At 61.5% G+C, this 19,305-nt stretch carries 18 protein-coding genes; 6 read left to right on the forward strand and 12 right to left on the reverse strand.

Going from position 1 to position 19,305, the window contains the following annotated elements; all coding sequences use genetic code 11:
• Positions 1-61: 61 nt before the first annotated feature.
• Together GDA65_00340 and GDA65_00345 are read left to right on the forward strand one after the other, a co-directional pair.
• Positions 62-1,261: a hypothetical protein gene (locus tag GDA65_00340; GenBank protein MBA5861144.1), complete on the forward strand. Its 1,200-nt coding sequence runs from the start codon at positions 62-64 to the stop codon at positions 1,259-1,261.
• A 150-nt stretch (positions 1,262-1,411) separates the two neighbouring features.
• Complete coding sequence (locus GDA65_00345; protein MBA5861145.1) at positions 1,412-2,437, forward strand: DUF481 domain-containing protein; 1,026 nt, start codon at positions 1,412-1,414, stop codon at positions 2,435-2,437.
• Between the two features lie 12 nt (positions 2,438-2,449).
• Here the strand turns inward: GDA65_00345 and GDA65_00350 are convergent, their stop codons facing one another.
• A complete protein-coding gene (locus tag GDA65_00350; protein ID MBA5861146.1) occupies positions 2,450-3,742 on the reverse strand; it encodes an aminoacetone oxidase family FAD-binding enzyme in 1,293 nt (430 codons plus the stop codon).
• A 152-nt stretch (positions 3,743-3,894) separates the two neighbouring features.
• On the opposite strand from GDA65_00350, the gene GDA65_00355 reads away from it, so the two are divergent.
• Positions 3,895-4,212: a BON domain-containing protein gene (locus tag GDA65_00355; protein MBA5861147.1), complete on the forward strand. Its 318-nt coding sequence runs from the start codon at positions 3,895-3,897 to the stop codon at positions 4,210-4,212.
• A 23-nt stretch (positions 4,213-4,235) separates the two neighbouring features.
• Here GDA65_00355 and GDA65_00360 read toward each other — a convergent pair whose 3' ends face one another.
• Positions 4,236-7,586: an AsmA family protein gene (locus tag GDA65_00360; GenBank protein MBA5861148.1), complete on the reverse strand. Its 3,351-nt coding sequence runs from the start codon at positions 7,584-7,586 to the stop codon at positions 4,236-4,238.
• Positions 7,587-7,789: 203 nt separating this feature from the next.
• Between GDA65_00360 and GDA65_00365 the strand changes: the two genes are divergently transcribed.
• Entirely contained in the window at positions 7,790-8,278 is a 489-nt protein-coding gene (locus tag GDA65_00365; GenBank protein MBA5861149.1) for a hypothetical protein, read from the forward strand.
• A 33-nt stretch (positions 8,279-8,311) separates the two neighbouring features.
• Here the strand turns inward: GDA65_00365 and GDA65_00370 are convergent, their stop codons facing one another.
• From GDA65_00370 to GDA65_00395, 6 genes are read right to left on the reverse strand one after another with little or no spacing between them, the layout of a single operon-like run.
• Entirely contained in the window at positions 8,312-8,872 is a 561-nt protein-coding gene (locus GDA65_00370) for an alpha/beta fold hydrolase (GenBank protein ID MBA5861150.1), read from the reverse strand.
• Entirely contained in the window at positions 8,859-10,097 is a 1,239-nt protein-coding gene (locus GDA65_00375) for a TIGR03862 family flavoprotein (GenBank protein MBA5861151.1), read from the reverse strand. The genes GDA65_00370 and GDA65_00375 overlap by 14 nt, the downstream gene beginning before the upstream one ends.
• Positions 10,098-10,100: 3 nt before the next feature.
• Positions 10,101-10,520: a hypothetical protein gene (locus GDA65_00380; protein ID MBA5861152.1), complete on the reverse strand. Its 420-nt coding sequence runs from the start codon at positions 10,518-10,520 to the stop codon at positions 10,101-10,103.
• Positions 10,517-10,987, reverse strand: coding sequence for a GNAT family N-acetyltransferase (locus GDA65_00385; protein MBA5861153.1), 471 nt, complete (start codon positions 10,985-10,987; stop codon positions 10,517-10,519). Before GDA65_00385 ends, GDA65_00380 begins: the two co-directional genes overlap by 4 nt.
• 1 nt (position 10,988) lies before the next feature.
• On the reverse strand, positions 10,989-12,605 hold the full coding sequence (locus GDA65_00390; protein MBA5861154.1) for a Na+/H+ antiporter: 1,617 nt from the start codon (positions 12,603-12,605) through the stop codon (positions 10,989-10,991).
• 32 nt (positions 12,606-12,637) lie between these two features.
• Positions 12,638-13,474 carry an aldo/keto reductase gene (locus tag GDA65_00395; protein MBA5861155.1) on the reverse strand — a complete coding sequence of 279 codons (837 nt, stop codon included), beginning with the start codon at positions 13,472-13,474 and terminating at the stop codon, positions 12,638-12,640.
• Between the two features lie 148 nt (positions 13,475-13,622).
• On the opposite strand from GDA65_00395, the gene GDA65_00400 reads away from it, so the two are divergent.
• Together GDA65_00400 and GDA65_00405 are read left to right on the forward strand one after the other, a co-directional pair.
• Positions 13,623-13,937 carry a hypothetical protein gene (locus tag GDA65_00400; GenBank protein ID MBA5861156.1) on the forward strand — a complete coding sequence of 105 codons (315 nt, stop codon included), beginning with the start codon at positions 13,623-13,625 and terminating at the stop codon, positions 13,935-13,937.
• Between the two features lie 69 nt (positions 13,938-14,006).
• Complete coding sequence (locus tag GDA65_00405) at positions 14,007-14,612, forward strand: short chain dehydrogenase (protein ID MBA5861157.1); 606 nt, start codon at positions 14,007-14,009, stop codon at positions 14,610-14,612.
• Positions 14,613-14,627: 15 nt separating this feature from the next.
• On the opposite strand, the gene GDA65_00410 is transcribed toward GDA65_00405, so the two are convergent.
• Genes GDA65_00410 through GDA65_00425 form a run of 4 tightly spaced genes read right to left on the reverse strand, consistent with a single transcriptional unit; the run spans position 14,628 to position 19,135 of the window.
• Complete coding sequence (locus tag GDA65_00410) at positions 14,628-15,743, reverse strand: DNA alkylation repair protein (GenBank protein ID MBA5861158.1); 1,116 nt, start codon at positions 15,741-15,743, stop codon at positions 14,628-14,630.
• Between the two features lie 6 nt (positions 15,744-15,749).
• The gene (locus tag GDA65_00415) at positions 15,750-16,142 is read right to left on the reverse strand and encodes a translation initiation factor (protein ID MBA5861159.1); all 393 of its coding nucleotides are present in this window, start codon (positions 16,140-16,142) and stop codon (positions 15,750-15,752) included.
• 60 nt (positions 16,143-16,202) lie between these two features.
• Positions 16,203-16,769, reverse strand: coding sequence for a hypothetical protein (locus tag GDA65_00420; GenBank protein ID MBA5861160.1), 567 nt, complete (start codon positions 16,767-16,769; stop codon positions 16,203-16,205).
• A gap of 47 nt (positions 16,770-16,816) precedes the next feature.
• The gene (locus tag GDA65_00425) at positions 16,817-19,135 is read right to left on the reverse strand and encodes a mechanosensitive ion channel (protein MBA5861161.1); all 2,319 of its coding nucleotides are present in this window, start codon (positions 19,133-19,135) and stop codon (positions 16,817-16,819) included.
• Between the last annotated feature and the right edge of the window lie 170 nt (positions 19,136-19,305).

The raw sequence follows: 19,305 nt of genomic DNA on the forward strand, positions 1-19,305 counted from the left end.
AGGCTTCCCGTGGCAGGTGTGCTAGAACCGCTGCTGTACGCCACCTTCATCGCGGAAATCGATGCGTCCAACGATTCCTTCGTTATGGCTGCGCGGTCTGATCGGCTTTGCTGCAGCCCTGAACCTCGCGGGCTGCCTCTCGCCGCCGACGCTGACGCGCGCCGTCGTCTCCTACGACAACGCCATCACAGACTCCATTTCCAAGCAGCTGCTGCTGAATATCGCGCGCGCACATCACCATCAGCCGGTTCACTTTACGGGCGTCTCGAATGTCGCCGCCACCTTCGATTTCCGCATCAACGCGGGCGCGACCCCGGCATTGACCGGAGAAGCCGGCAAGACGCTCCTCCCGGTCTTCGGCGGCAGCGTGGCCGAAAATCCCACTATCAGCATTGCGCCGATTGAGGGGGAAGAGTTCACCAGGCGCCTCCTGACGCCGTTTCAAGAAACCAAATTCACGCTCCTGCTGCGGCAGGGCGGGGATATCGATCTCCTGCTCCGTCTGATGGCGAAAGAGCTTCGAGTGAATGATCACGGAGAGGATGTCGCCTACCGGAACAACCCGACCGACAAGCCGGGCTACGAGATGTTCCGGAAGGTGGTGCTGCATCTCTCCGCCATTCAGGATGCCAATCGCCTCTATGCAGAAGCGATGCTGTTCGAACGCGCCTGGACCATCCCGGCCGAATCCGTGACTGCGGAGGGCTTCAAGGCGTTGGAGCAGGACTATCTGGTCGCCTACGATCCGCAACAGAAAACCTACCGGCTGCGCAAACCGGTGTCCGGAAGAATTCTCATCACGAACTACGATCCGAATACGCTTCCGCACGAGGAACGAGTCAGACTGCACGAAGAAGCCGAACGACGCCCCATGAACGATGTCTCGTTTGACATTCGTCCGGGGCACTATGGCGGAGAGTGGCCGTTGAAAGGCGAGTTCCGCCTACGCAGCTTCAACACCATGCTCAATTTCCTGGCGCAATCCGTGGAAGAAGAGCCGGAATATGCGGTCGAGAAAGACAGCCGCACACCGCCCTTTATGGACAATCCGGTCAGGACCATGGATCTTCTTGTGCAAGACTCCACCCCCTCCGAATCGGACCTGACCGTGCGGTCCCATGGCAAGTATTACGCCGTCAACAGTACCGGCCCCCTGGCCCGATGGAACCGTGAGGCCTTCAAGCTTTTGTACCAGCTCTTCCAGATGACCGTCACGGAAGTGTCGCGCAGCGGCGTCCCCAGCATCACCATTGCGAAATAGTCCCCGTCCGCAGGCCGGCGCGCGATCCTTTCCATGCGCGCACACTTGAAACTCCCCAACGCTCTCGATTAGGGTGAGGCCTGGTCTACCAGATGGCAGCACATCGCCTCGACTTCGAGCCGCCGCCCGTCTGAATTCCAGTTTGCACCCATGCCCCGTACCCATACCTTCAGTCTCCTGCTCTGGCAGCGGGCGTTGCTCGTCTGTAGTCTGTGGCTTGCCACGTCGGCCGCTGCCGATGAGGTCTATTTGCTCAATGGCGATCGGCTCACCGGCAAGATCGAAAAAATGGAAGACCACGTCCTCACCCTGCACACAGACCACAGCGGGGAAGTGAAGATCGACTGGGGCAAAATTGAACGGCTGAAGGCCGACAGCCCCCTGAAGATCCTGATGCCGGGCGAATCAGGCGACAGGTTGCATGATTTCTTCTACGGCACGACCAGTCTCAACGACGTCACGAGTCTGAGTCAGAATGGCCCCGTCCCGTTCGCGGAGATCACGGGCATCAATTTGGAGCCGATCCGCCTGCTGGGAACCGTGACAGTCGGCGGCAACCATACCACCGGCAACACCACGACAAAGGCCGTCAACGCCGCCACCCGATTGACGCTGTACGCCTATAAACAGCGGCTGTTGCTCGAAGGCAAATACAACTACGGGCAGGCAGGCGAGCAGGTGACCGCGCGCAATTCGCTGGCGAGCCTGAAACACGATTATTTTGTCAGCAAGAACATCTTCATTGAAACATTCGGCATGCTGGAAAAAGACACCTTACAGAACTTGCAGCTCCGCTCCACCATCGGGAGCGGTTTGGGTTATCAGTTCTATGAGACCCCTGCCACGACCCTCTCGTTGTCAGCCGGTATCGCCCATGTGAACGAACATTTCACCACCAGCCCGAATACGCAGACTCCCTCGGCACGCTGGAGCCTGCGCTGGGAGCACAGCCTGTGGCCGGATCGCGTCAAGGTGTTCCATCGCCACGAAGGATTTTGGGACATCCATGCCGGAAACGCCTTCCGGTTCAATGCCGACCAGGGTCTGCGGATCACGGTCTATAAGAATCTGTTTTTTAATGTCGAGTATGATCTCCGGCTCAACACCCAACCGGCGCCGGGACGCAAAAAGACCGATGAGTCGATGATTTTCGGCGTCGGGTACGAGTTCCGCTGAGCCCGCCTGCGGCTAGCGGCCGCGTCCCGCAGTCAGACTCGCCGCCGCCGCACGGCCCGCTACCCGCCCGGTCGCCCAGGCCCATTGAAAATTGAACCCGCCGATCCGTCCGTCGCAGTCGAGCACCTCTCCGGCCAGATACAGACCGGGGACCAGTTTCGATTCCATTGTGCGGAAATTGACCTCGTCCAACGGAATTCCGCCGGCCGTCACTTCGGCGAAATTCCAGCCGCGATCGCGCACGACGGGAAAACGAAACCGGGTGAGGGACGTCATGAGCCGGTCACGAACAGGGCGCGTCACCTGCGCGACGGCCTGCTGCGGATCAGCGCCGGCATGGCGGCAGAGAGCCTCGGCATACCGTTCCGGCAACCACTCCGCAAGCAACCTCAGCAGTGACCGGCGAGGATTCTTGGCGACCTGCGCGAGAAACCATTCTCGCGCCTGTTCGGCAGTTCGGCCGGGCAGGAAATTGCCGCAAACCTCCGCCGTTTCACCCCGCGCCTTGGCCAGACACCAGAAGCGGCTGGCATCCATCACCACCGGCCCGCTGATTCCAAAATGTGTCCAGAGCAGACTGCCTGTCCGTCGATCGACCGATCGCCCCGCGACCAGCGTCTGAATCTCTACCTCCTGTGACAGGCCTGAGAGCTCCGCGTGAAAACAGCGCTCATCCAGCATCAGCGCCACCAACGCCGGAACGGTCGGCGTGACGTGATGGCCAAAATGCCGCGCGAGTCCGTACCCTGACCCGTCACTTCCGCTGCGCGGCAACGACTGCCCGCCGGTAGCCAGGATCACGCGACGCACAGGCATCTCGCCGTGCTGATGGCGAATCACAAACCGGGCAGGTTCGTGCGCGCCGGACTGGCCCGGTCCGGTCCGGCGCTCAACGCCCGTGACGCGATGCCCCGGACGAAGCACGACCCCCAGTTCACGACTCCGCGCCGTGAGGGCGTCGAGCACCGTCCTGGCCTTATCGGTCACCGGAAACAGCTTGCCGGTTTCCTCACGCTTCAGTTCGACGCCAAGCGATGCAAACCAGGCGATGGTGTCCTGGACCGGAAATGCCGCGAGCACATTGCGCACGAGGTGCCGGGTGCCGAAAAAATCTTCCGGTGTCACGACATCGTGCGTGACGTTACACCGCCCCCCGCCCGAAACCAGAATTTTTGCCCCGATGCTCGCGGCCCCGTCCAACAATTCGACTCTCGCGGCCGGATTGTGCTCTGCCGCAAAAATACCGGCCGCCAGCCCGGCCGCCCCCGCCCCGATCACGCACATATCCGCCACCGGCTCTGCCATTTCACCTCACGATCAACGGTTGAGTGTTGCCGCCGCATGATGCCCGTTGAGAAGCAGGCGCGCAATCGCAAAACTCGGCATGGAAACCGGACCCGCCACTATGCCAAGATCCGGGGCAACTTCCATGGAGACGCCGACACCCGCGAAACCCCATGCGCCCATTTCACCGGATTCTCTCAGCAATGGTTCTCTTGTGCCTCGCTGCCGGATGCCGGCTGCCGGGCTCCTCTACGCTGCCGGACACTCCTAAAGACGCGATGATTTCTACGAATATCGAAGCGAAGTTCGCCGAGGATCAGCAGGGCGGACTGTCCGGCATCATCGTGACCACCGAGGAGGGAACCGTGACCCTGACCGGCACAGTGCGGCGGGCCGAACGCAAGGCGAGAGCGGCTGAACTGGCGCGGCAGGTGAAAGGCGTGAGGCGCGTCAAGAACGATCTGGAGATTCGCGCCGACCCTGCGCCGTGACGAGCCGCCGCCAGGGCCGGGCGTCAGAACTCCTCCTCCCCTTCCTCCTCTCCTCCGGTTGCGCCTTCTTCCGCAATTGAGAAGGCCTTCTGCGGCAAGGTAATGGCATTGACCAAAATGTCGAAGGCCAACTGGGCCGTTCCCTTCACGCCCGTCATCAGCGATTCCGTGGGGAGATAGCGCAACTGCGGTTGGTTCGCCGATCCTTTCAGTTCAAACACGGCGGTATCAAACCCCTGGCGATCCCCCGACAGGAGCTGCCCGAAAAGAGGGAGGCGTTTCAAGATCGCGGAATACGATCCGAGCGGGCTGGTCGCCAGCACCATGTCGAATTCATCCGCCACGATGTCGTACCGCCCCGTTCCGCTGATTTTGAGCACGGGGCTGTCGAGCAGGAACTCCTTCGCGCGAATCACGCCGTTGTTGATAGAACCAGCCAGCTTGAGCCGATCAAACGGCATGCCTTCTTTTTCAAGGTCGACCTGCCCCTGCAACACGGCCGGCAGGTTCAGCAGGGACAGCAGGGTGGACAGCACCGGGACCTGATGCATGTGTCCGTCCTGGACCAGAATTTGAAGCGGCTGACGGGTGGTCAGCGCGGCAGGCCGCAGCGCGCCTCGCTCAAATTCCGCCTGGACTTTCCCTGACGTGGTCAGCCATCCCGAGAGCACCGGCTTCTCCTGGAACGGCGCCAGGATACGCTCGATCGGAAGGCCGCTGGCGCGAAAGATACTGCGAGCCTGCGCCATCTGCCCGTTGTTCGTGCGGATCTTGACCTGCCCGGCAAGCTGGCCCTCGTTCGTGTCCCCGCTGATCCGCTCGACCGACAGCAGTTCATTCTCCCAGGTAATTTTGGTGGAGAGGTCGGTCAGCAGGAACTTCTTGTAATAGACATGATCGGCGAACAGAAACGCGTTCAGCGTGGCACCCGTCCACTGGGGGTCTGAAGATCGATGGCCGGTGGTTCGCGGCTGGCGAGACCGGGACATACCAAAGGACGCGAGATCGATTTGAGACGACTCCACGACAAGTCGCGCATGCGGATGATCGGCCCATTGCGCGATCGAGCCGGATATCCGGAGATCGCTCGCGCCCACGTGAAACGCCATGCGCGGAATATGCATCAGGTCGTGATCGAAGCGCAGCGTCACAAACGCGTCTCGAATCGGTTCGTCGAGGGTTTCCACCTTGACCGTGCCCTCATCGAATTTGACCTGGCCGGATGTGCGCCAGGAGGCCCGGTCGTTCATCCGGCCTTCCATATCGAGGGTTGCATCCAATGTTCCCGCCCGAAGGGGTCCCAGAACGATGCCCTTCGGAAGTCTGCCGACGACAACCCGGCCTGAGGACACATGCGCCGAAAACTCCCGCTCCCCGCCCAACTCGATGGTCCCGGATCCTGTAATCATGACCGGAGGAAACCCGAGACCGACATGCCGGACCACCAAACGGTTGTCTTGCGAAAGCTGCCCTTCGAAGTCGATGGCGGCAGGAGCCTGCAGCGGCTTCGTCAACCAATTCTGCAGCCGCACCCCAGCCCGTCGGAGATCAACTCTGCCCGTGATTCGCGGGTGTCCAATCCCACCCGTCACCGCTGCGCGCAGGTGAATGACGCCGTCCATCTCTGGGATGAATGCGCCCTCGCTCCGCGTTGTCCACCAGGATTGCAACTCCGACGCATCCGCAGTCATTGCCAACGTCACATCGGAATAGGCCTTGCCATCCACCATGGTCACAGATCCATGCGTCTGGAATGCAGCCGGCCCCAGCCAGCCGTCAAGGCGCTCGATCGCCACCAAAGTCGGCGTCACTGTGACATGCGCGTCCACCTGCCGCACCGGCATGGGCAAGCTGGCGCTACGCCCTCCTCCCCGTTGTAACCAGAGATCGGCATCCGCCAGGGCGAGCGGTTGCCCGCTGAGCGGTCGCCCCATCACGTGTGCGATCATCTCAACATTCCCGACTGCGTCCTCCACATCGGCCACCAGATCCCGCAGAAGCGGAAATTCATCCAGATGGCGCACCGTCTCCACCAACCCATCCACCGGCGCCGCTCCTCTGATGTTCGCATCGATGTGCGGATCGGTCAGCCACTGTGTGATCAGCAGGTCCTGACCCGTCAGCCGAACGGGGCCGCATTGCGCGCGCACCTCCGTTATGCGCAATTGATCGGCATCGTACATCATGCTCACAGACAGGCCCTCGACGGGAGGATACTGCGGACCAAGCGTGAACCGGCCATTTCGAACCGTCAGCAGGCCATTGATGCGCGGCTGTGCGGCCGGGCCGATATCACCGGCAAACGACAAGGATTGAAGCGTGATCACGCCCTCCACACCATGTTCCGCGAACTGCGCCCGCAACTGATTCGATATCCAGGCAGAAGGCAGTTCGCTCACAAGGCGCGCGGCAGTCACCGGGGACGCGGACAGAGTGGATGAAAATCGTGCCTGTGCCGTCCCGATACCGAGAACCGACCCGGCTCCCTGCAAGGACACATCCGCGAGCTCTGCTCTCACGTCGTCGGCAAGCAGATCGGATCCCGCTGCTCCGGGCATCCACCGCAAGTGAGCCGTCAACTGCGCAGGTTGCGAAAAACCATCGGAGATCCGGCCGGCGCCGATCCAGGACGACAACAGATGGCGCAAATTGACCTGGTGGATCCGCAGATCCCCTTCTGCCTGGATCTCCCCCCCTTCGTCATTGTGCGCAATCGACCCTTCCCACAGAAAGGCTGCGCGCCCGCCTTCTTGCGGGACCTCTCCGGAAAGATGCAGCCTCGCACGCCGTCCCATCATTTCACTCGCTAACGCGCCCTGCGTCACGATGATGTCCAGCGGCGTGGGTGCGGGCGCAGATTCATCGACGAGGCTCACCATGCCTTGAACCACGAGCAGATTCCTGACGACCTGCAACCACGCGAACGGCCGGGCCGAATCAGAAGCGGTGTCGGGGGACGGCTCTTTGCCGAGAGACCAGTTCCCGTTCGGCCATCGATGAATGGTCACACGAGGCCGGTCGATGACGAGATCTCTGGCGACGATTCGTCCTTCCAGGAGCGGCAACCACTGCAGCGCGACCTCTACCCGTTCCGCGAGCACCAGCGGCAGGGTGGATGCGGAGCCGTACAGCCGGGGCCCCCTCAGTGTCAGCCGGGGTGATGGAAAGATGCGAACGTCCGATTGCTCAATCGAGACCCGGTGCCCCGTCCGCTCCTCGACTTCCTGAAGCAATGCCGCCATGCCCGCCGGACGATTCACGAGCCAGGGCAACACCAGGACCGCACCCACGCAGAGGATCACCAGCAGAAACACCATGAGCACGAGCAGCCGGCCTATTCGTGCTGGTGACGGCGGGACGATAAGGTGGTTCATGCCGGATAGCTCCTTCGCTCCACTGTACGCAGCGGACAAGGCGGACACAAGTCATAGAACTGAGCGACTCAGTGATCGTCCCGACTACATACGCATAGCTCCGGGCATCAGAGAACCGTGGGAGTTGGTCATTGTGGTGACCAAGCCATGTACACTCCGCAACCGACAGGAAGGTTAGTCAGGACTGGCAAGACCTGGGATTGATGGCCGGCCCTCTGCTTCGACTCGTCTTCTCGCGCCTGGCCCCGGTGCCGGGAGCGGTCGCGCAGAACCGCCGCCTCGTGATCCGCGCCGTCACCAAAGCCGCCCGCTCCGGAGCCGGGTGGATCACCACCCCGGAATTGGCGGTCAGCGCCTACACCTTTGACGATACACTCGGCACGGATTGGATCGAGCCGCAACCGGACCACTCGATGAGCAGGATCTGCCGTCTCGCCGCCCGGCTCCGCGTCACCCTGTTCCTGTCGCCCCCTGGAAAAACTCCACGGTCCCGGCGGAGAGTGGGAACGCTGCACAAAAGACAGGGGGCGCCCCTGTTCGTCTCCAATCGAACGGGACAGGACCGCACTCTCGATTCCAGACAAGCGGAACACGGCTGCTGTCGCTCTCATGCGAACAATCCGCCCGCTTCCGCTTCGATTGGAGTCTCACCACGGGGAGGCTGGCCGGCCCTGGTTATCAGCGCATCCTGATCCAGCAGCATTCATCGTGCAGGGTTGTCCCTCTCACGAGGACGCCAACAACTGTTCGAGCAGGGCGAAGCCGGCAGGCCATTTGCCAAGATCGCTCTCGGCATTGATATGACCGATCGCGCCGGCCTCCACAAAGGCACTGCCCCAATCAGCCGCGCATCGCCTGGCGTAGGCCACCGATCCGAAAAGATCATCGCAACTGGCAACCACGAGACTGGGGAAGGGAAGTCTGTCCGATGGAACCGTCTCAAACCCTCGCGCGGCAGAAGGGAACGCAGGCCCTTGAGGATCAGGCGGAGCCACCAACAAGGCCGCGCGTACCGGAACTGAGGGTTGCTGCCCCCAGTGAGCCACCAGCAGACAACCCAGGCTATGAGCGATCAGCACAACCGGCGCAGAAGACCCGGCCACAGCAGTCTCCAGCGCCTGCAGCCATTCCGTACGCACAGGATGATCCCAATCGCGCTGCTGCACGCGTTGCCAGCCGGGATGTTGCCGTTCCCACTGGGTTTGCCAATGCCGAGGCCCTGAATTGCCGATGCCCGGCACGATGACAGTCCTCCCCCCATTGTTGGTCGTCTTAGGACTTGGCACGTTCTGCGCGCTCCGCGAGCCAGGCCACGGCCCCCGCACCGGCGGTCCGGCCACTGGCAAAACAGGCCGTGAGCAGATACCCGCCCGTCGGCGCTTCCCAATCCACCATTTCTCCTGCGCAAAACACTCCCGGCAGCGCCTTCAGCATCAGCCGCTTGTCGAGCGCCTCACAGGCCACCCCGCCGGCCGTGCTGATCGCCTCTTGTAACGGGCGTGCCGCCGTCAATGTGAGCGGCAATGATTTGATCGCGGACGCCAGCCGGGCCGGGTCGGCAAAATCTTCTTTTGACACGATCTCCCGCAACAGCCCGGCCTTCACCCCATCGATGTGCGCGCGGCGCTGCAAATGGGTCGCCATCGTCTTTTTTCCACGCGGCTGGGAAAGATCTTTGATGAGACGGGGCAGTTCACGGTCCGGCGCCAGATCCAACCGCAACGTACCACGGCCGGTGGCCTCTATTTCATCGCGAAGAAACGGGGCTACGGCATAAATCACTCCGCCTTCGACACCGGTGCCGGTAATCACGAATTCCCCCATGCGGCGCATCACCGCGCCGGTCGGAGATTTGGCCACCACGCCGACCGTTTTCATTGGGTGTCCCGCGAACTTCGTTCGAAAGTGCTCCGTCCACCCCACATCAAACCCGCAGTTCGCGGGTCGCAAGGGCGCAATCGCAATGGAGCGCCCGGCAAGCACCGGCACCCATGCGCCATCCGACCCGAGTTGCGGCCAGCTGCCCCCGCCCAGCGCCAGGATCACGGCATCCGCCCGCACAGCGGCCTGGCCTTGCGGCGTTTGAAAGCGAAGCGCTTTCTTCTCATCCCAACCACACCAGCGATGCCGCACGTGAATGGCCAATCCCGCCTGACGCAGGCGTCGCAGCCACGCGCGTAACAACGGGGCGGCCTTCATGTCCGTGGGGAACACGCGACCCGACGACCCGACGTAGGTCTCGATACCGAGTGCCTGCGCCCACTTACGGACTGCATCCGGGCCGAAGCCGGCCAACCAGGGAGCGACGTGCGCGCGCCGCTCGCCATATCTCGTGAGAAATACGTCGGACGGATCGGAGTGAGTTAGATTTAACCCGCCCTTCCCGGCGAGAAGAAATTTCCGGCCGACGGAGGGCATGGAGTCGTAGAGTGCGACCTGCACGCCACCGGCCAGCGCCGCTTCCGCGGCCATGAGCCCGGCCGGTCCGCCCCCGACAATGGCAATGTTCACTCGTTACCTCTTCCTCGTCACAGTCAGAAACCACACCGGCTTCATACGCCCGAAGTCGGTTCGAAGGGGAGTCTTCAATGTCGGGCTGGAATCTACCACGTACGACCGGTTCTTCTCTCGCACGAACACGACCCAATGCCAGAACGGTCGTCCCTGCTCCCGATGCCACTTGATGGCCAACAACGCGCAATCCGGCAGACTCGCCCATGAGTGAAACGGCTGACGTGCTCGCGCGGCACGGAGTCCGAACTGCGTCAGCAACTCCCGCACAGAGTCTGTCTCGGACCAGAGGTTCCGGTCCGCAGCAGAAATGCCCACGGATGCCGCCACGGCCTTCGCCCGCGCATAGGACACCCCGGCCAGCGCGGCCGCTGCCGCGATGCCACAACCGGTTCGTTCTTCTTGAACAACGGGCCGGATCACAGCGAGAGTTTCATTTTCCGTCCACCGGAGATACTGAATCCCTGCCGTTCATAAAATGCCAGGGTCCGGTCAAACTCCGGCAACGGCGGCGTGGTGACTTCCAGTCTGACCCAGCCGTTCGAGCGAGCCACACGTTTAGCCTCCGTCACTAACTTGCCTCCCACACCTTGCGACCGCCGGTCCGGACGGACATACAACTCCGGGATGATCCCGAACCGCCCCTCCGCATACAGCGCGCGACATTCGGACAGGGCGACAAATCCTGCAACACAGTCCTCATCCCGCGCCAGCAACACCGTATACCTTCCATCTTCCAGCCAGGCGCGAGCCCGTGCTTCGGTGTCAGCCAACGAAAACCCGAAGGCGGGCGTCTTGATCGCAGCCACGATTTCATGCAGCAAGTCTCCCACCAACTTCGCAATGACCGGCGCATCGACCGGCTGTGCTGCGGCGATATGAATCGGCATGTTAGATCCGGCCCTTTTCCGCGCGCCGCTCGCCGACGCCCTGATGCAGCGCGGCGACATCCAGTTCCTGCTCCAACTGATGCAGCACTTCGTCGCTGATCGTGCCGTCGTCCCGAAGCCCGATCAGGGCAAGCCGTTCGGCCGTGAGCGCTTCATGGTGCAGGCGCTGGACGCTTGCCTTGCTTCCGTCGGGATGGTCATCCTTCTCCAACCCGGCCTGAGTGAGATGTTCCAATCGACGAAGATATCGCAATCGCACGCGTTCGATCTGCTCCATGCCCACCCAGTTTTCCGTCACGACCTGATCCAGTCGAGTCAACGCCGCGGTCGCCGCATGCTGTCGCGCCAAGCGTTCCTCCCGCTCCAGTTCATGTTCCTCTTCGAGGCGCAACCACCGGATGATCGGCGGAAGTGAGAGTCCCTGCAGTACCAACGTCACCAGGATCACCGTAAAACTGATCAGGATAATTTCCGACCGGAAGGGAAAAGGCGCGCCGCTGCCGGTCGTCATCGGAAGCGCCAAGGCCGCCGCCAGGGTGACGATGCCCCGCATGCCGGTCCAGGAAATGAGAAACAGCCCCTTCCATGGAGGCATCGGATCACGCGCGCGCAGAGTGGCGCTCAGCCACCGTGGGATAAGAGCAGCCAGCGGCACCCAGAAGAACCGCACGAGGATCGCCGTCGCGCTCACCATGAGTCCGGCGAACAGGACAGGGCCGTACTGCCCGGCGGGCACGGCGTCCCGGAGAGCCCCCAGTTGCAGACCGATCAAAATAAAAATCACGCCGTTCAGAATGAAGATCAACAGCTCCCACACAGCGCGGGCCTGCAACCTCGTCGCCGGCGCCACCGCGCCGCTGAAATACTGACGGAGCGTGATCCCGCCTGCCACACACGCCAACACGGCGGAGGCATGCACCGACTCGGCAATGACCCAGGCGATATACGGGACGAGTAACGTCACCCCGATTTGCGTATACCCGTCTTCTGTCGCGCAGAGGGCCCAGCGGGTGCCCCAGGCCGCGCCGATGCCGATGGCCAGCGCCGCCAGTGCGGCGAAGAGAAAATTGAGGACCGTCCCCCCGAACACGAACGTGCCGCTCATCACCGCCGCCACGGCCGCCCGATACATCACCAGGGCGGTGGCGTCGTTGACCAGGCTTTCGCCTTCCAGAATGGTGACGACGCGGCGAGGAATGCGCAGGCGTTTCCCGATGGCGGTGGCCGACACGGCATCCGGCGGCGAGACAATCGCTCCCAGCGCGATGGCCTCCGCCCAGCCCATGCCGGGTAACAGGACATGCGCCACCGCGGCAACGCCGGCGGTCGTGGCAAGCACCAATCCGACGGCCAAGAGGGAAATCGGCCTGAGGTTCTGCCGGAACTCCCGCAGCGAGGTGAAATAGGCGGCCGCCCAGAGAATCGGCGGGAGAAACACCAGGAACACGAGGTCCGGATGGAGCGTCACTGCCGGCAAGCCCGGCACCACCCCCAACATCAGACCGCCCAGCACGAGAAAAATCGGGTACGGGATGCTGATCTTCTGCGCAATCGTGGTGAGGGCCAACACCACCGCAAGCAGCAGGATAATAATTTCGAGTTGATGCAGGCCTTCCATAGGTTCAGAACAAGAGCGGTGCCGACAGTCGGTTATACCCCGATCGTTTCAAGCCGCTGAAGATCCTCAGGCAAAATGGTGAACTGATCGGATTGGAGATCTTCGCTCATATGCTGGGGATTGGTCGTGCCGGTCAACGGCAGCATGCCGACCTGCATCGCAAATCGGAACACCAGTTGCGCCAGGCCCATGCCGTATTTGGCAGCCATGGCGCGCACCTCTGGTTCGGCAAAGATGTCCCGGTTGGCCGTGAGCAACGAGAATCCCTGATAGATGATCCCATGAGTCCGGCAGATCTCCCGCACGTCTCGATCCCAACCCAGGGCGGCGTAACAACGATTCTGTACGACCATGGGTTTATGCGCGGCCCGTTCGCACAGCAGCTTGAGCTGCTCCGCCGAGACGTTGCTGATGCCGATCATCTTCGTGTTTCCCGCCGCATAGATACTTTCGATTGCAGCCCAGACTTCCCAATCCGCCTCGCTCAACCCGCGCCGGGCATAGGGCCCGTGCAACACGTACGAATCGAGATAACCGGTGTGCAAATGCGCCAGTGAACTCTCGAACGATTGCTTCACCTGGGTGGTGAGATCGGCCTGTGCGTCATAGGGCGTCCGATGATCCTGGCCGTTGACCGGCGTAAACTTCGTCTGCACGAACAGCCGTTCACGAGGCGTGCCCTGATGTGCCAACGCCAACAACGCCTCGCCGACCAGGGATTCCTGGTAGTGGATCAGCTGGTTGGCCGTATCGATCGCCGTGAACCCCGCCGCCACGGCCTGTTGCACCAACTGTGTCGTCGCATCTTTTTTCCACGCCGTCCCGTACATGAACGAGGGAAGAGGCACCTGATTGTAGGTCGTCAACATGACCGGAAATCCTCCATGCCGTACCTTACACAGATCTGCGCGACGGTCTCAATGTTCTCAATGGCCGGAGGACGAGCAGCGCGACGCTGGCGGCCGTTCTCGACAACCTGTTACAGTGCGCAGTCACCTTGAGAGGAGCGGAGCAGACATGGATGCAGCACAGGCAAATCAGGTCGTGGAATTGCGACTCACCTATCGATACATCAAGGATCATCCCTGGACCGTTCAGGCCATCAACGGGTTTCTCTCCGCCTATTTCATGGAGAAACCTGGATTCTCCGTGCAGCGGCATTATGACGATCTGGAATCCGGCATGCACGTCTGGATCTGCGACATTCCTCCCGCCATGAAGATCGCCGTGCTGCTACGACGGCTCCAAGCCGACATTCCTCCCTGCCGCTACTTTCAACCCGCCAGCGAGGCGGCGGCCAGGCCGCAGTATGTCATCGACAGTCCAGAGTAAGCGAGCAGGCTTGCGCCGCTCCAGGCCCCATGACTACACTGCCCGAAACACGAACTACGGAGGATTGCCATGCGAGTGATCGTCATCGGAGGAACAGGCACCATCGGATCGGCCGTCGTGAAGTTGCTGTCGACGCGGCATGAGGTGGTGGCGGTCGGCCACAAAAGAGGCGCGTTTCACGTGGACCTGGCCTCGCCGGATTCCATCACCAGCCTGTTTAAGGCGGTCGGCACCTGTGATGCCGTGGTCAGCGCCGCAGGGATCGCCAAGTTTTCGAGCCTCGACGATCTGACCTATGACGACTACTTAATCGGCCTGAAGAATAAACTCATGGGCCAGGCGAATCTCGTGCGGATCGGCAGACCGTTCGTGACTAACCACGGCTCCTTCACACTCACCAGCGGTGTCCTCAGCCAGAATCCCATAAAGGGCAGCGCCTCCATCAGCATGGTCAATGCCGGATTGGAAGGATTTGTCCGCGCCGCCGCCATCGATATGCCGCGCGGCATCCGCGTGAACGTCGTCAGCCCTCCCTGGGTGACAGAAACATTGCTCGCCAGAGGCATGGACCCCTCCATCGGCATTCCTGCCGACCGCGTCGCGCAAGCCTATCTGGCGAGCGTCGAAGGCACCATGACCGGACAGACGCTGGATCCCGGACAGATCACCGCCTAAGCAACAATGCGCCGGTTACCCTGCCGTGACGTGAAACCGGCCCAGTGGATACGCGCACCCATTCATTAACAGCTCGATCCGGTGTATGCCGGGGTAGTGGGTGCGAGTGGTGAATTGCGTGAGTGCCAGTGATTTGCTCAACCGAATGGTTTCCTTCGGCGCCAGCTCGACGGTCTTCAACTTGAACACCTTCGGGCTGTGCTTGCCGTTTGCCTTCAGGTAGTGCACGCGCAAATCCACCAACACCCGCTGTCTGCCGGACGCCTGATTGGCAACCTCGCACGAGATATTCACCGACGATCCGATCGCAGGCCGTGACGGCGTGATCCGCACATTCTTCACGGCAACCAGCGCTTTTCCGCCGAAGCCCAAGATACGGAGCGCCCCTGCTTCGCCCCGCTTCACCGCCGACCGCAGGGCATGGCGAATGATCCAGCGGCGTTCCTCCGTCGCGTGCTCCATCCACCGCCCGGCCGTCTCAACCAGCACATCGGGATGGTCTTTCCCGATGTCATTCAGATTGTTGGCCACACTCCGACGCACATAGAGCGACGTATCGTCCTTCAACCGTTCCAGCAGGGCCAGCACCGGCCGCGGATCAGTCTGGAAGGCGCGGAGCCTCGGCGCCCAGGGCAACCGCGGCCGCGTGCCTTCAGAAACCAGGCGTCTCACGTCTTCACTCGGATCAGCCGTCCATTCGGCCAGGCGGGCCAGCGTGGCCGCCTGGTGCCGTTCCAGATACCGGCGGATACTAAACTCCGCCGTGAACCGTTGTGTCAGGAGATATTGCGCGCGCATGGACGCGTCGAAGTAGTCTAGTCCATATTCAGCCACGAAGAAGACGTGCGGAAGAAACACAAAGGCGCCCATTCCCGAGGCAACCGTTCGACTGGATGGCTGGTCGAGCGAGGCCAGAAGAATCTCAAGGGCCTGTTCATACCCATCCGGCAAACCACGGCGCAACTCGTGCGCGATCTTCCAGGCGCGCGGCATCAATCCTAACGTGTCATACCCGTCCAGCGCCGACCGCACGAACGCCGGCGCATCGAATCGAGGGAACACGGCGGCAATCATCCGCGCAATGGTGCGGGGAACATCGGCGCCGAAACTATTTTTGAGCGGTTCTGCCATGTCCGCTCATCCACCGGCCAAGACCGGCCGAAATCCGGCCTTCGTCAACATACGGGCGACGTCGTCGCGCCGATCCCCTTGAATCTCGATGCGCCCTTCCTTCACTGTCCCGCCGGCGCCGCAGGCCTTCTGCATTTCCTTCGCGAGTTGTGCTTTCTCAGCCTCACTGATGCCGACAAATCCCGTGATCACCGTGACCGTCTTGCCGCCGCGATGCGCCGTCTGCCGAATGATATCCACCCGGCCTCGACTCTTCGCTTGCGCTAACGACGTCGCAACAGGCCCGGCGGTCTTTTCCCGCGGTTGCACCGGTGGCAGTTCCACATGCCTCAACGCCGCGAACGGACTTTTCCATGCGACCAACTCACCGTCCGTGGGAATGCGTTTCTTCTCTTTCATGTCTCATCCTTGCACCATTCGTCGCTCGCCTCTGGCATTTTGTCATTCGCGAGATACGCGTCACGACTCACGCTTCACCGGCGCGCTGGCGCCTTTCCACATCGAGATCTCCATCTGCGCGGCATTCGCTCCATCTCCGATCAGGACCTCCCCGTCCTGGATGGTGCAATGCAGGTCCATATTCCGCTGCGCCAGGCTCGCCAGCGCACGACTTCCCTCCAACGAGAGATTCACGACGGTAAGATTGTTCAACCGGCCGAGCGCCACAGCGTTCTGCCCCCACCATTGATCTGCCGGGCGACCACCATAGGTATAGACACACACAAGCCGGGCCCGGCCACAGGCCTGGCGAATTGCTTTTTCGTCCGGCAACCCCACCTCGATCCATACCTCGATCAGGCCGGTGGCATCCTTCTGCCAGAGCGCCGGCTCGTCTTCAGTGCTCAATCCCCGCCCGAACGACAAGGCCTCATGCGCGTGCCGCGCAAACGCCAGCAGGCGGACCATCATACGCTCGTCGGTTTCCGACGGATGCCGGGCGAGGGTGACGCTGTGGTCTTCGTAATACTGACGATCCACATCGGCAATATGAAGGACCGCTTTGAAAATCTTCGCGTTCGGGGCCATGCGATTCCTTGACAAGAAGAAGTGAGAGCCCGGTGACCAACGAACCGTTATTTCCTGACAATGTTTTCTTCAGCAAACGTCCGTTCAATCATGAAGCGCAGGTCGCTCGCGACCGTCGCTGCATCGATGCCGGGACTGATCTCGATCCAGTAATGGAGGACGAACACCAGGGCCTGCTCGCTGAAGTCTTCAAACAGGACGTAGGGATCCGGCTCTTTGAGGATTTGCCCGTGTTGACCGGCCAAGTCACGCAGTCTGTCCTTCACGCGCCGCGCATCCGATCCGGTCGCGACTGCAATGCGCAACGAATACCGCTTGCGAAAGCTGGAATAGGTCCAGTTCGTCAAGTTCCGTTCAAGCAGATTGCTGTTGGGGATCAAGGTTTCCACGCCGTTGAGATCCCGGATCGTCGACGAGCGCAAGCCGATGCTCGTCACCAATCCCTTGATGCCATCCACCTCGATCACATCGCCCACACGCAGAGGCCGCTCCAGCAGCAGCAACAGGCCGCTGATCACGTTCTTCAGCAGATTCTGGGTGCCGAATCCCACCCCGATCGCCAATGCGCCCCCGAGAAACGCGAAGGCGGTGATCGGAATTTTTACCGACATCAGGGTCGCGATCACGAGGAGCAGGAAAAAACAGGCCAGGGCCCATTGGCGGATGATGTTGGCGACGTTTGGATCGATTTGAAACCTCGCGATGGCCTGCCGCTCGGCAAATCGCGCCATGATTCCTGCCGCCCAATACCCGACGATCAACATCGCCAGCGCCGTCACGACTTTCCCTACCGTGACGCTCCGGTGGCCGGTGATGCTTTTTCCATCGACTTCAATGGTGTCTTCGGCGGCAAACAACTCAACCTGCCAGCCATTGCTCACCATCACTAACAAGGTTCGCCCCCAATCCTTCATACGCGCGAGAACCGACCTGGCCTGCTCACGTTGGGCAAATTCCGCCTGCTTATTGTCAATTAAGCTCCGTAAGGAATCCGTTCGTTGGAGCGCGCGCCGATACAAATCCTCCCGGTGGCGAAAGAGGCGCAGTTTATCGGTGAAATAGTGCGCCGTAGCCGGCGATGAAGCTTCCGCGAGGCGGTCTTCCACATCGGTGATGAGATTGCCCACCGTGCCCAGCTGCTGCAGCGCATATTCTTTCCACCCTCGAATCTGCTTGGCGGCAGCGACCACCTTCGAATTCGCCTCTCGTTCTTCGGCGACGGAGAGAGTCTCGCGCGCCGTGGCAAAACGGATTTCCCAAATATGCCGCTCCTGCTCAAGGCCACTCAGCATCTCGCGCAGCAACTCGACGTGCAGATTGGCATTGTCGTACTGCAGCCGAGTCAGGTCGACCGACTCGGTGAGCTGCGTCAGGCGTTCCGCCTTCGACGTGGAGGAGGCGGTCCCAGACCCGGCTCTCCGTGAAGTCGCCGCAGCGAGTGTCGCCTCCCCCGCCGCGACCGCCTGACGGTGCATCGATTGCGCGGCGACCGCTCGCTCCATTTCGTCCGTCAGCGATTGATATTCAGCTTCCAGGCGCTTTGTGAGCTTGTCGTAGTCCTGTTGCGTGAATGCAGGATCACCTTCGGCAACCTTGAGTTGGCGCGTGAGCAGCGCCTTACGGTGACGCGCTTCCGTCACCTCTTCCTGGATCTGCCGCTTCTCTGCCTCCAACATGCCGATTCGCGCGCCTTCCACCCGCTCGCGCAAACGGGCGAGGTCGCGATCCCCTGTGAGAGCTTCCCGTTTGGCGGGATCCTGGACTTCTTCAAGACGCTCCGACAATTGCCGGGCTTTCTCCTGGGAGGCTTTGAGCCTGCGCTGCGTGCTCTCAGCCAGGCTTTCGGTCCTAGTGAGCCTGGCTTGGACGCCTTGCGTCGTGAGCGTCATAGATCGAGCGGCGTCGCGCAATTCATCGATTTTCAACACCGAATAGGGTGGCGGCGTGGGAAATCCGTTCCATTCCTTCTCCTGGCGTTCGGCCTCCCCCACGCGCCGCTGCATCTGCTCGAGATTGCGCAACGCGTCGAGATGTTGCTCGTAGAGTTGCACCAACTGCTGTAAGAGGGCGCGCCGCTCAATCATGCGCCCGTCACCCTGGCCACCCGCCGTGTCCTTCCGCGCGGCTAACGGTGCCGCGAGTTCGTTCAGCTCTTTTTCTGCCGCCGCGCGTTTGTGTTGAAGATCCGCGGCAGCAGCGTCGGGCGCCGGCCCATCGGCCACCGACTGGTCCAGGTTGCCCCCAACGGTTTCTGATGGAGACCGGACCGCCTTGTCGGTGGACAACGACGGGGTCTGAGCCGAAGCAGCAGAAAGATGGACGAAACTGATCAGAAGCCAGAGGGCGAGAGTAACCGGCTTGTGCACGAACGTGTACCTCTACGGTAGTGAATGATGTTTCTCCATATCTACAGAGGTGGGAGTGATTGATCAAGTCGCGGGAAGTGGACCAAGAGGAAGCGCGTTGAGCGCATCAACGTCCTAATGGGACCAGTCGTGATGCCGTTCGGACTACAAGGCATTGACCGAGCAACAGG

This window comes from Nitrospira sp. CR1.1, assembly GCA_014055465.1.
GTDB lineage: Bacteria > Nitrospirota > Nitrospiria > Nitrospirales > Nitrospiraceae > Nitrospira_A.

Bases quoted from the DNA above. Each gene is read 5' to 3' on its own strand.
- GDA65_00390 (MBA5861154.1), bottom strand. From the start codon at position 12,605: ATGGAAGGCCTGCATCAACTCGAAATTATTATCCTGCTGCTTGCGGTG.
- GDA65_00350 (MBA5861146.1), bottom strand. From the start codon at position 3,742: ATGGCAGAGCCGGTGGCGGATATGTGCGTGATCGGGGCGGGGGCGGCC.
- GDA65_00345 (MBA5861145.1), top strand. From the start codon at position 1,412: ATGCCCCGTACCCATACCTTCAGTCTCCTGCTCTGGCAGCGGGCGTTG.
- GDA65_00360 (MBA5861148.1), bottom strand. From the start codon at position 7,586: ATGAACCACCTTATCGTCCCGCCGTCACCAGCACGAATAGGCCGGCTG.
- GDA65_00340 (MBA5861144.1), top strand. From the start codon at position 62: ATGCGTCCAACGATTCCTTCGTTATGGCTGCGCGGTCTGATCGGCTTT.
- GDA65_00405 (MBA5861157.1), top strand. From the start codon at position 14,007: ATGCGAGTGATCGTCATCGGAGGAACAGGCACCATCGGATCGGCCGTC.
- GDA65_00415 (MBA5861159.1), bottom strand. From the start codon at position 16,142: ATGAAAGAGAAGAAACGCATTCCCACGGACGGTGAGTTGGTCGCATGG.
- GDA65_00410 (MBA5861158.1), bottom strand. From the start codon at position 15,743: ATGGCAGAACCGCTCAAAAATAGTTTCGGCGCCGATGTTCCCCGCACC.
- GDA65_00355 (MBA5861147.1), top strand. From the start codon at position 3,895: ATGCGCCCATTTCACCGGATTCTCTCAGCAATGGTTCTCTTGTGCCTC.
- GDA65_00365 (MBA5861149.1), top strand. From the start codon at position 7,790: ATGGCCGGCCCTCTGCTTCGACTCGTCTTCTCGCGCCTGGCCCCGGTG.
- GDA65_00385 (MBA5861153.1), bottom strand. From the start codon at position 10,987: ATGCCGATTCATATCGCCGCAGCACAGCCGGTCGATGCGCCGGTCATT.
- GDA65_00395 (MBA5861155.1), bottom strand. From the start codon at position 13,474: ATGTTGACGACCTACAATCAGGTGCCTCTTCCCTCGTTCATGTACGGG.
- GDA65_00400 (MBA5861156.1), top strand. From the start codon at position 13,623: ATGGATGCAGCACAGGCAAATCAGGTCGTGGAATTGCGACTCACCTAT.
- GDA65_00420 (MBA5861160.1), bottom strand. From the start codon at position 16,769: ATGGCCCCGAACGCGAAGATTTTCAAAGCGGTCCTTCATATTGCCGAT.